Consider the following 11918-nt stretch of genomic DNA (forward strand, 5'->3'; position numbering starts at 1 on the left):
GCGGCCTATGATTCAGCCGTGTCGGTCCCCGACGAGCTCGAGCGCGCTCGCCACCTGGCCTTCGCCTCCGACGAGACGACGGCGAAGGACCTGCTGCTGTCGCTGACACCGCAGATCGAGGCGGCGGACCGCGACGACTGGATGCTCGAAGCCCTCGCTCAGCTCGGCGAGCTGTACCTGGTCAGGACGGCCTACGACGGGGTGCGGGAAACCGCCCGCCGGATCCGCGAGTGTCTGGCCATCTATGCGTCGATCCTGGACGGCACGGCGTCGTCAGACGTGGCGGCACAGCTGACCATGACCATCCCAGAGGTGCGGCACATGACCCGCCGCTACGGACGTCGGGCAGGCTTCCTGGAGACCGGCCTGGCTGCGGCGATCGGCGACCACGAAGGCGCGGCGGCGGCACTCCTCGCGCTCGCGGACGGGGACGCCGAGTTTTCCGACCTTGCCGAGGAACACGCCTACCTGTTGACCTATGCGCGCATCGTCTGCGCGGTGGCACTGTGCGAGGACGATCTCCACGTGCGGTCAGTTCATCTGTGGCACAGCGTGATAGACCACATCGAATCGTCGCCAAGCGATTCGGAGGCGACCGACAACTTGCGTGTGCTCGGCGGGCTTGGGTACGCCCGGTTTTGCGTCGAGACCGGACGGCTCGACGAGGCCGAACCGTGGCTGCGTCGGGCGGGGGCGCGAGCCGAGGCCCGAGGCTGGGAGTTGCACACGGCGAGAACGCAGTTGGAGCGCGGCGCCGCGAGCTGGTCGGCCGGTGACCGCGTCAGCACCGAAGCGCGGATGTACGAGGCCTATCCGGTGATCGCCCAGTACGCCCGCGCCAACGACGTCTCAAGGTGCTGGCTGTTCTTCGGGCTCACCAGGATGTCGGCCGGAGGGCTGAAGGTCGCAGACGAATGCTGGGAGAACGCCGAACGGCACTGGCGTGAACTCGGCAAGCCGCTGCACATCCACCGTATCTTGTTGCAGCGCAGTTGGATCGCCATCTTCCGTGGCCGCTTCGCCGAAGCTTTCGACATGGTGACGCAAGCCCGCGACTGCCTCGACTCCTCCCCGCGCAGCAGCTGGCTCGCCTACGCCCGGCTCGACGACCACCTTGGCAACGTCTGGCGGGCCGAGGCCCTCGCCGAGCTCGGCTTCGACGGGATCGCCAACCAGAGCGACGACTGGGAGGCCGCCGAGGCCAGATATCAAGCAGGGTCGGGTCAGACCCGTGCCGCGCCGGGCACCCCCCGCTACGTCGCGGCCATGGAGAAGCTCCGCCGTGCCGCCGAACTGAAGGTGCCCGCCTCGCTTGCCGTCGACTCGGTCCGATATTCAGTCGCCGACGCCGAGGCCAGGGCGCAGTGGGCCGGCTGCATCTCGGCACCCATGCTGGCGGGCGCCTTCGCCGTCGCATGGGAGTCGGAGGACTCGGACCTCATCAGCCAACTGGTCGAATACCACAGCGCCCGCGGCACGTTCAGCGCCGCGGACGCCTCTCCCGATTCGGCCGACTGGTCGACGGTGGCGACGCTGGCCGCCCCGATCGCCGACGTCGAAGAGCTGGCTCTGGTGGCCGCGGGTCCACCGATCACCGACGGCACCGGACTCACCCGGCTGGGACCGTTGCCGCCACTGCAGATGGATCCGACCACCGGTCCCGTGCTCGACCGCTACCGTGATCTGGCGCTGCAGCGCTACGGCCAGTGCGTCACCGCGGCCGAATCAGCATGGGCGACGTGGCCATAGGAGAGCGCGTAGGAGAGCGCCAAGCGCTCGTCCTGCGATTCGCGGACGTCGGCGTCGCCACCTACGCGAGCCTGAGGGTGATCGGGGAGCCGTCGCACACCGTGACCTGGGTCGTCGACGAGGCGGTGATCCGAACCATGCTGGAGGACCTCGCGGCTGCACTTCCCGAACCGAGGGGCGAAGAGTCCGTGGCCGAGGCGCTGGACCGCGCGCTGACGAAGGGCCCCCTCGCGGCCGTCGGGGCCGAGAACGCGCTCGCGGAACGCCTCGGGACCGTGCTGCTGTCGGAGCCGGCCTGGCGGCTACTGATGACGTCGATGGCCTCGCCCCGCGCCCTGCTGTTCGTCTCGCCGAGCGCCAGGTTGGCCCGTGTGCCCTGGGGTCTCCTAGCCATGCCGAACCTGGATCCGACGGGCGAGGGATACCGGCTGCTCGAGCTCGTCGACGTGTTGATGGCCATCCCGCCGAACATCGCCAATGCACCGCGACGGCGGGCGGCTTGGGCCGAACGCCGCGATCGTCCGCCGCTTCTTCTCCTCGACCCGAGGGTGCCGGGACAGCGTGCGGATTCGGCACTGGGGTCGGTCCTCGGTCGACCGTCGCCGGACACGACGCTGTCTCGGTACTTCGCGACCGTATCGGCGCGGCAACCCGTTCTGCCCACCGTGTCCACAACCACCGAGTTGTTCCGCCGCACGGACGTCGATCGAGACTGGCTCGAGCGGATGCTCGCCGGGGAGCCCTCTCGGCTGTTGTACGTCGGGCACGCCAGCGCTGCCGAGGATGGTGCGGGGCGCGCGGATCAGGCGTCCCTGCATCTGGCCGAGGAGCGCCCGCTGATGGCGGCGGACGTGATGGCACGCCGCATGCCGATGCCGCCACGGGTCGCTCTGCTCGCGTGCGCGTCCGGTGGTGACTACCGGTTCGACGAGGCAACGGGTTTGGTGGCGGCGATGGTGCTGTCCGGCGCGCAGTTGGTGACCGCGACGCTGTGGTCGCTGCCGACGACCGCGGGTTACCGCCAGTTCGTCGGCGGTGCGGCGGATCCGATGGCAGACCTGGTCATCGCCGTCGACGAGGCCCACGATCACGACGAGGCCGGGTGTGCGGTGAACCGCTGGCAGCGGAAGCTCATGCGCCGGTGGCGTTCCGGAGACGTCACGGCTAGCCCGGTGTACTGGGCCGCGCTGGCTACGTTCGCCGTCGACGGAGCGCGCTGAGTCGTCACCTCGGCGGGACGCACACCGCGACGGACGATTCGTCACCGCTTCGGTAGTAGGCGTCGATCAGGGCGCCGGGCGTGAGGCGGGACAGCGCCGAGGCGGGGACGAGTGTGGTCTCGTGCGCCGGGAACTGGCCGCCGCCGGGCCTGCGGACCATCAGATCGAGCTCCACCTCGCGGTAGTCCTCGCGCTCCGCCCCGGTGGCCGTCATCGCGGTGACGATGCCTCGAGACTTGGTCCCGGTTCTGATCAGGGCCAACTCCTCTCGGGTGACGAGCCCCTTGCGCAAGAACATCTGGTCGAACTCGCTGCGGACGGCGACCATGTCGTCGGCCAGGGAAAGCTGTTCTCGGGCAGTCGGATCGAAGGTGACGAGTAGAACGACGCCCGCGTGGAGTTCGGTGAGCACGGTGTCGTCGCCCTGCGGGCGAAGTCTGCCGACGAATCGCTGCCCGGAGATGCTCTCCACGTCGATCGTGATGGCATCGGAGATGGTGCGCACGGTGCCGATCCCCACTCCGCCAACCTGTTCGGGGGTGGGAAGCAGAGGCTGGGGTTTGCGGGTGGCTCGGTTCAGCGGTCCGCTGAGGAGGGCGCCAAACAGGGCGCATGCGAGGAGGACGACGGTGGTCACGACGGTGTAGAACATACGACAAGGGTGGTTCCCGCGATCGGCTACCGAACCCAACTTTCGCGCTGGGCCTATCCGGACCAGCGGCCTATCCTAAGCGGATGACAACGGCACCCCGGTTGGTGAGCGCCAGCACGGCAGCGCTGGCGCAGCCCCGTCGTGCGGTCATCGACGAGGCCTGGCGGGCGATCGGTCCCGGCGTCGAGGTGCTCACCGGTTCGGATGGTGGACCGCTGCGCCGCACCGTGAAGCGCATCCTGGACCCACTGGTTCTGCGGCTGCGGTCCAACCCGCAGTACTCGGCGCCGGTGGTGACTCCCGACGACGCGGCCGCGATGCGCGAGCTGATCCTCGGCCGCGCAGTGCAACTGCGTTCTGCTGCCGCCTGGTTCGGCGTTCTCAAGCTAGAGCGGCGCAGGCTGCGAATCACCACCGGCAACGCGCAGGAGCTCTACTTTCCGATGTGCTTCGAGCTCGCCGTCACCAGCGGGCCGCCCATCGTAGACGACCATGCCACCGCCGAGGCCGTTCTGCGTGGCATTCACGACGACCGCGACCGGACCGCCATCGAGGTCCTCAACCGGTACGTCGACGATCAGCAGGTGCTCACGGCGCTGTCCCGTCAGCTGGAGCGCAGTTGGCGCGACGTCCGGCCCGGCGACACCATCGCGGGCCCCTTCCTCGCGGGCCTGACGACGGTGCTGGGCACCGCCGATGGGCACAACGCGGAAATGGCGCGGCAGCGGGTGTGGTCGGCGCTGATCGCCGACGCAACGCCGTACAACTTGGGCGCGAGAGCCCGAGCCGTCGGCGGTCAGCTGCCGTGGTCGATCGTCGACATCGGACTCAGTTCCGTTGCGCCGCAGTCACCTCCACCGGTTTGGTCGGTCTCGGATGGCGACCTTCCCTTGAACCGGAGTGTGGTGGACCGGGTGAAGGGCACCCTGCGCCGGGCGCTGGACCGCGAAGATCTCCCCGACATCCCGATGCTGTGCGCAGAAGAGGTCGACCGCGCCTGCGCGCCGTGGGGGCTGCTGGCGGAGGACAAGCAGGCGACGCTGGTCGCGGGTATCGAGGTCGCAGTGGGCCTTGCGCCGCTCGGGGACACCACGCCAATGCGATACGACCTGGCCCGCGGCATCCAGGCCCGGCTCCACAAGGAGGCCTACGTGATGCATGCCCGCCGCTACCTCGTCGACGGCGGCGCGGTCCATCCGCGCCAACGCCAGGTGATCGACGACCTCTCGCATTTCGCGCGGCCGTACCTGCGGCGGTTGTGGGCACGACTGCACGGTCGTGACGTGTGGCAGGAACCCTGCGAAGACGTCGACGACGTGCGTGCGCTGCTCGAAGGCGTGGCCCGATCGGTGAGCCTCGATCATCGCCAACGCATCAAGTCGATGCTGGAGCTGCAGGAATTCGAGGTGGCCCAATGAGACTCGTCGCCGACGCCGGGGTGTGGACCATCGGGCCATCCGTGCCCGACGCACCCGCGGTGGCCGTCCTCGAGGTCAGCGGCGGCGTACTGGCATGGACCGTCGACGATCCGGCGGGGCCCGCCGCCACCCGCATCACCGTCACCGACGTGGCTGCCGCGGACTGGCTGTGGCGCGTCGTCGGACCGGGCGGGCACGCGGCCATCGTCGCGGCATTGCCCGAAAATGGGGACATCGAGCTGTCGGACGTCGATCTGCTGCCCCAGGCGTTGGCTCCACTGCGGCGGCTGGCCATCGGACACTGGTTGCGGCGGTGGTGGCCAGAGAGCAGTCGGGACGGCATCGTGCGCCTCGATCACGCGTTGCTCGACGGTGAGCTGGCCGTGCTGGTGGCCGCGGCAGACGAGTTCTTCACGGAGGACACACTGGATTCCGACGTCGAAGGTCTGCTGTCACCCCATCAGGCCGCTCTACTGGCCCTCGAACGTGCGGGCGACCCCCGCATCGGTGAAATCGTGCGGGCGTGCCTCGAGCTCGCGGACGACCTCGGCGTGTGGGACGCGGCGGTGGCACCTGCGTTGCAAGAGCGTCGGGACGACTATGCGCTGGCTGCGGGCCGGGATGGGGCGAGGAGGCCTGGCGCGATCGCTAGTGGCGTCGGTTCGGTGGACTGGGTCGGCGTGCCACCGGGGATCTTCGACGCCGCCGACCAGACAGTCGAGTGGTCAGTCGAATCCGTTGATTCGTCGGTGCTCGCGGTGGTCCGGGTGGCGACGACGGGGGAGCGGCCCGCGACGGGCATCGAGGTCCGGCTCCGGTCCGGCGCGATCACGGCCGCCGGCGCGCTGGACGGCAACGGAACGGCCGCGCTGCCCATCCTGAGAGGCGACGGGGCAGGGGGTAGCCCGCTGACCGAGACGCAGGCCTGGGATCACGACTGGTCGGCCACGTCGGTCAACGTCGGCGCCGTCGACTCGAATGATCCTGCTGCGCAGGCGATCCGGCAACGGGTCCGGGACTTTGCACGCCGCAGGCTGGCGAGCCCGAGCCCCGACGCGTTCCTCGCCGAGATCATCGCCGCCGAGGCCGACTACTGAGCACTACTGGATGTGCGACGACATCGGCGGCGAGTCCGGCAGCGGTTCCACCGGGATTCCCGGGGTGCCGATCTGACCCGCCAGCCACGGCAACGCCGTCGCGAACGCGCGGTCGGCGAACTCCCAATCGTGGTTGCCGGGTTGCATGGCCACCGCGCACGTGATGCCGTTGGCCCCACCGAGCGCACACAGCGAGTTCGCGGCCCTGGTCTGGTCGTTGCCAGAAGCGGTGTTCTGGCCGGCGCCGTTGCCTGCATTGGTGATCGTGGGGCCCGTCACGGGTTCGGAGCCGTTGACGTCGAACCATCCCGAGACCCCGCTGTAGCGGCCGTGTTTGGTGATGACCGTGGTCGGGTCGAATGAGGCGTAGGCCGCGGCGCTGCCACCGAACAGTCGATCGATGGTCTGCTGCTTGGTGCCCGAGTTGGGTGCCAGGTCACCCGCGATGTCCTCGAACGTGCTGAACATGTCCGGGTGCATGGTGACCAGGTCGATGGCGCACGTGCCACCCATCGACCAGCCGACGACGCCCCAGTTGGCGCGGTTCGCACTGACACCGAAGTTGGACTCCATGAACGGCACGACGTCCTTGGTGAGGTGGTCGGCGGCGTTGCCCCTGGTGCCGTTGACGCATTCGGTGTCGTTGTTGAAGGCGCCGCCAGAGTCGACGAAGACGAGGACGGGTGCATTGCCGTCGTTGGCGGCGGCGAAGTCGTCGGCCGACTTGATCGCGTCCCCCGCACGCAGCCAGTCGGCGGGCGTGTTGAACTCGCCGCCGATCATCATCAATGCGGGCAGGTGGGGGCGATCGGTGGCGAACCAGGCCGGCGGCAGGTAGACGAGTTCACCGCGATGCTTGAACCCCGACGCCCGTGAGTCGATCGACACCGGCACCACGGTGCCCTTGGAGGGGATTCGGTGCGCGGTCTGCATCGCCACCACGCTTGCCTGATCGGTCTGGTCGGGCAGCGGCCCCTCGGTGAGCTGATTCCATGCGGTCTGCACGGTGGGGAAGTAGCCCACCCAGAGGTTCAGCGCCAGGGCCGCGCACAGCAGGCTGCACGGCACGCCGGCCATCGAGAGGACCTTGCGCCACCACGTCGCGTCACGCCAGCCGACCACGAGTACCACGGCGGCAATCCCGGTGAGCGTGAGCCAGATCCACAGCTCCTTCGGCGCCGGATCGTCGGCGAGCCCCTGGGACGCGATGATCCAGTGCGCGACCGCGGTGAGGGCGACCCCGATGCCGGCTGCCACCGGAAGCCAGACCAGACGCCAGCGCCGGGTGCGCCAGCCGATCGCCGCGAGTAGCACCAGTGCCGTGACCACCTGCACCGTCAACGGCAACCAGCCGTGCATCAACGACAGGTGCTGATGGCTAAAGTCCCCCGCGGCCGACCACAACGTCACGGCAACATCGTGGACGGCATTCCTGGTTGGCGGCTGTGAGTTGCTGAGCCTCAGCGCGGTTTGGCCAGTGGGAAGGGGAGTGTCTCGCGAATGCTCCGACCGGTGATCAACATGACGACCCGGTCCACGCCCATCCCGAGTCCACCAGTCGGTGGCATCGCGTACTCCATTGCCTGCAGGAAGTCCTCGTCGAGTTCCATGGCCTCCGGATCGCCGCCCGCCGACAGCAGGGATTGTTCCTGAAGCCTGCGGCGCTGCTCGACGGGGTCGGTCAGCTCACTGTAGGCGGTGCCAAGTTCGACGCCCCAGGCCACCAGATCCCAGCGTTCGGCGACGCCAGGCAGACTGCGGTGCGGGCGGGTCAGCGGTGAGACCGACGTCGGGAAGTCCTTGTAGAAGGTGGGGTTCTCGGTGCGATCCTCCACGAGGTGCTCGTACATCTCCAGGACGACGGCGCCTGCATCCCAATGGGTTTGGTACGGAATCTTGGCGGCGTCGGCGTAGCGACGCAGGGTGGCGAGCTCGGTGTCGGTGTCGACGTGCTCGCCGAGGGCGTCGGACACGGCGCCGTGCACGGTCTTGACCGACCACTCGCCGGAGATGTCGACGGGCTCGAGACTGCCGTCGTCGCGCGGCCGCATGACGACGTGGGATCCGTTGGCTGCGAGTGCCGCGTTCTGGATCAGTTCGCGGCACCCGTCGATCCAGACGTTGTAGTCGGCGTGCGCCTGATAGGCCTCCAGCAGGGTGAACTCGGGGTTGTGGCTGAAGTCGACGCCCTCGTTGCGGAAGGCTCGGCCGAGCTCGAACACCCGCTCGACGCCGCCAACGCACAGCCGCTTCAGATAGAGTTCCGGGGCGATTCGCAGGTAGAGGTCGAGATCGTAGGCGTTGATGTGGGTGAGGAACGGCCGCGCGTTGGCGCCACCGTGGATCTGCTGCAGGATCGGCGTCTCGACTTCGAGGAAGCCCTTGTCGAACAGCGTGTCGCGGATCGCGTGCAGAACGTGGCTGCGGGCACGGATCAGGTCGCGGGACTCGGTGTTGATCGCCAGGTCGACGTAGCGGGTGCGCACCCGGGCTTCCTGGTCGGTCAGACCCTTCCATTTGTCGGGTAGCGGTCGCAGGCACTTTCCGATCAGCCGCCACCGATCCACCAGCAGCGAGGTGGTGCCCGTCCTGCTGGCGCCGATGGTGCCCGTCACCTCGACGAGATCACCGAGGTCGATGGCTTTGGTGAAGTCAGCGGTGCTGCCCTGGCTGAGCTGCGAATTGTCGAATAGCAGTTGGACTTCGGCGGACCAGTCGCGCAGATCTGCGAAGAGGACCGAGCCGTAGTCGCGGAGGCGCAGCACCCGGCCGGACACGGTGACGGTCTCGCCGTCGGTGGTCTGCAGCGCCTGCGCGACGGTGTGGCTCGGTGCCTGGCCGACGGGATAGGCGTCGATCCCGCTGTCCTGCAGCGTCTTCAGCTTGGCCATTCGAACGCGGACCTGTTCCGGCAGTCGGGGGGCGACGTCGTCGTCCTGGCCGTCGATCCCGAGTCCGGTCAGGTCGGGGGCGCTGCCGTCGTGCTGAAGGCGGCCCGAGTCGAGCAAGTTCTGCGGGGCCGAGATGTGTTGTCCGGTGTGTTGTTCGCCCCGGCGGCTGAACGGAAGCACCAGGAAGCCCTCGGCGATCACCGACGCGATGCCGACGCGGGGGATGAGTCGGGCGTCGTCGTAGCAGGCGAACCGAGGTACCCATTCGGGCATGTACTTCATGTTCGACCGGTACAGCGTCTCCAGTTGCCACCACCGCGAGAAGAACACCAGCAGGGCGCGCCACAGTCGCGCGACCGGACCGGCACCGAGCTGCGCGCCCTCTTCGAACGCCGAGCGGAACATCGCGAAGTTGAGCGAGATTCGGGCGATGCCGATGTCTTCACCCTGGAGGCACAGCTCGCTGACCATCAATTCGTTCGTGCCGTTGGGAGACTGCGGCGACCGGCGCATCAGGTCCAGGGACACGCCATTGGTTCCCCAGGGCACCAGCGACAGCATTGCCACCACACCATCATTCGGATCTGCGGGGCCTTCCTGGATGGCCTCCACCAGCAGGCAGTCGCTATCGGCCGGGTCGCCGAGCCGGCCCAGCGCCATCGAGAAGCCACGCTCGGTCTCGGTGTCGCGCCAGTCGTCGGCCCGCTTGATGGCCAGGGCCATCTCGTCGGGAGACAGGTCGCGGTGCCTGCGAATCCGCACGGTCAGACCCGCGCGTCGGGCTCTGGTGACTGCCTGCCGGACGGGCTTCATGTCCGGCCCGGACAGCTTGAACTTGTCCGGGTACAGGATGGCCTCGTCGCCGAGCTCGAGGGCGTTCAGTCCGGCCTCCCGGAAGGCTTGGGCCCCAGCCGAACTCGCACCCATTACGCCGGGTGCCCAACCGTATGTCTCGCACAGCTGCAGCCATGCGCCGATCGCGGCAGGCCAGGCCTTCGGATCGCCGACGGGATCGCCGCTGGCAAGGCAGACGCCGACCTCGACGCGGTAGGTGACGGCGGCGCGGCCGTTCGGGGCGAACACCACCGACTTGTCGCGACGGGTGGCGAAGTAGCCCAGTGAGTCGTTCTTGCCGTACAGCTCCAGTAGCCCGCGGATGGCCGACTCGTCCTCGCCGGTGAGTGCGTTCTCGGCCCGTTGGGATTGGAACAGCACGATGGCGGCGACCATGAGGGCCAGCGCGCCGAACAGGCCGAGCAGCGCGTTGACGAAGACGTGCGGATGGTGACCGGAGAAGGCGTCGGCGTCCACACCCGCGAACACGACGACGCGGTTGGCCGCGTACGGAAGTCGCTCGCTCCGTTCCAGGGAGCCGGGGAACATCTCCAGCAGCGCCCAGCCGACGAGGATGCCGACCGTGAAACCCGCGGCCAACACCGCCGCCGCCTTGAACAACGCGCCGCGGCGGACCCTGGCCCAGAACTCCCTGCGGGCCAGCACCAGGAACGCGATGGACGCCACGTGGAAGGCCAAGCCGACGATCTCGCCGATCTCGTCCAGTACGGATTCGGGCCCGGTGGCCAGGTCGGCGAGGTTCCAGGCGATCGCCGCCACCATGTAGAGGACGAGGATCCACCAGGCGATGCTCTTGCGGGCCGCCAATGCGGCCGCCAGTAGGGCCAGCACGAACGCCCAGGCGAAGCTGGTGTCGGGGAAGTTGAAGATGTAGTCGTTGACCCACTCGCGGGGGACCCTGATGATCTCCCGGACCAGCGGGGAGACGCTGGCGATGAGCGACAGCGTGGCAATGACGCCGACCAGCCAACCCGCAGCCGCAGGCACCCATCGAAAAGTCGAAGCCCGTTGCAGCTTGGGCGTGGTCAGCGTCATAAGCCGCGAGGATATTCGGTCAAGCCGGGAAAAGGGCGGAAGCGGCGTTGAGGAGGCGATTTGGCCGGGGTGGCTACCAGACCGGGCCGGTGTACTTCTCGCCGGGGCCCTGGCCGGGCTCATCGGGGTAGGCCGAGCCCTCCCGGAAGGCCAGTTGCAGGCTCTTCAGTCCATCGCGGACGGGGCCGGCGTGCGGTCCGAGATATTCGGCCGAGGCCTTGACCAGCCCGGCCAGGGCCGTGATCAGGCGTCGCGCCTCGTCGAGGTCGCGATGCGGCGCGTCGTCGGGGTCCTCGGCGGACAGCCCCAGCTTTTCCGCGGCCGCGCTCATCAGCATCACCGCGGCACGGGTAATCACCTCCACGGCGGGGATCTCGGCAAGCTCGCGGAGCGAGGGCTCGGCCAGCGGTTCGGGCGATTCTGGAACCTGGGTCATGCCTGCTAGACTGACATGCGCGACCGTCCCGGCGTACGCCAGGACAGCAAGTGGAGTCCCACTCCCACCGTTGGCCACCTAGGCTCAGCGGTCCGGTCGAAGGCATCTGAGATGTCTTTTCTGCGTCATGCGCAGGCGGCGTGAGCCGTGATCGGTCGGCATTGGGCCCTGCTATATGCAGGGCCCGCTCTGTTCGTCGAACAGGGTGCTGATGGCGTGGGCCCCGCCAAGACTACATAGGAGGCCCCATCAGCACTGAGACCCGCATCAACGAGCGCATTCGCGTACCTGAAGTCCGTTTGATCGGACCCAACGGTGAACAGGTGGGCATCGTGCGCATCGAAGATGCACTTCGCGTCGCCGCGGATGCCGATCTCGACCTTGTCGAAGTTGCACCGGCCGCCAAGCCGCCGGTCTGCAAGATCATGGACTACGGCAAGTACAAATACGAGACGGCACTCAAGGAGCGCGAGTCTCGCAAGAACCAGCAGCAGACCGTCGTCAAGGAACAGAAGCTGCGACCCAAGATCGACGACCACGACTACGAGACCAAGAAGGGTCACGT

The 11918-nt window shown here is 68.2% G+C and carries 9 protein-coding genes; 5 read left to right on the forward strand and 4 right to left on the reverse strand.

Features of this window, described 5'->3' with window-relative positions:
- The first annotated feature begins 18 nt into the window (after window positions 1–18).
- On the forward strand, window positions 19–1749 hold the full coding sequence (locus tag ABW137_RS26145; RefSeq protein WP_526404380.1) for a hypothetical protein: 1731 nt from the start codon (window positions 19–21) through the stop codon (window positions 1747–1749).
- Window positions 1731–2969 (forward strand): CHAT domain-containing protein, encoded by a 1239-nt coding sequence (locus tag ABW137_RS26150; RefSeq protein ID WP_526404374.1) that lies wholly within the window; start codon window positions 1731–1733, stop codon window positions 2967–2969. The genes ABW137_RS26145 and ABW137_RS26150 overlap by 19 nt, the downstream gene beginning before the upstream one ends.
- Before the next feature lie 4 nt (window positions 2970–2973).
- Here the strand turns inward: ABW137_RS26150 and ABW137_RS26155 are convergent, their stop codons facing one another.
- On the reverse strand, window positions 2974–3621 hold the full coding sequence (locus tag ABW137_RS26155; protein WP_526404375.1) for a hypothetical protein: 648 nt from the start codon (window positions 3619–3621) through the stop codon (window positions 2974–2976).
- A gap of 83 nt (window positions 3622–3704) precedes the next feature.
- Here ABW137_RS26155 and ABW137_RS26160 point away from each other — a divergent pair, with 83 nt between their 5' ends.
- Together ABW137_RS26160 and ABW137_RS26165 are read left to right on the forward strand one after the other, a co-directional pair.
- Window positions 3705–5039 (forward strand): hypothetical protein, encoded by a 1335-nt coding sequence (locus tag ABW137_RS26160; RefSeq protein ID WP_526404376.1) that lies wholly within the window; start codon window positions 3705–3707, stop codon window positions 5037–5039.
- The gene (locus ABW137_RS26165; protein ID WP_526404377.1) at window positions 5036–6136 is read left to right on the forward strand and encodes a hypothetical protein; all 1101 of its coding nucleotides are present in this window, start codon (window positions 5036–5038) and stop codon (window positions 6134–6136) included. The genes ABW137_RS26160 and ABW137_RS26165 overlap by 4 nt, the downstream gene beginning before the upstream one ends.
- Window positions 6137–6139: 3 nt before the next feature.
- On the opposite strand, the gene ABW137_RS26170 is transcribed toward ABW137_RS26165, so the two are convergent.
- From ABW137_RS26170 to ABW137_RS26180, 3 genes are all read right to left on the reverse strand, one after another.
- Entirely contained in the window at window positions 6140–7495 is a 1356-nt protein-coding gene (locus tag ABW137_RS26170) for an alpha/beta hydrolase (RefSeq protein WP_526404381.1), read from the reverse strand.
- A gap of 101 nt (window positions 7496–7596) precedes the next feature.
- On the reverse strand, window positions 7597–10917 hold the full coding sequence (lysX, locus tag ABW137_RS26175) for a bifunctional lysylphosphatidylglycerol synthetase/lysine--tRNA ligase LysX (protein ID WP_526404378.1): 3321 nt from the start codon (window positions 10915–10917) through the stop codon (window positions 7597–7599).
- Between the two features lie 73 nt (window positions 10918–10990).
- A complete protein-coding gene (locus ABW137_RS26180) occupies window positions 10991–11353 on the reverse strand; it encodes a DUF1844 domain-containing protein (protein ID WP_526404379.1) in 363 nt (120 codons plus the stop codon).
- Between the two features lie 248 nt (window positions 11354–11601).
- On the opposite strand from ABW137_RS26180, the gene infC reads away from it, so the two are divergent.
- Window positions 11602–11918: translation initiation factor IF-3 (gene infC / locus ABW137_RS26185; RefSeq protein ID WP_526404382.1), on the forward strand; the 317-nt coding region annotated here is incomplete at its 3' end.

Source organism: Mycobacterium sp. (assembly GCF_040509115.1).
In the GTDB taxonomy this organism is placed as follows: domain Bacteria; phylum Actinomycetota; class Actinomycetes; order Mycobacteriales; family Mycobacteriaceae; genus Mycobacterium.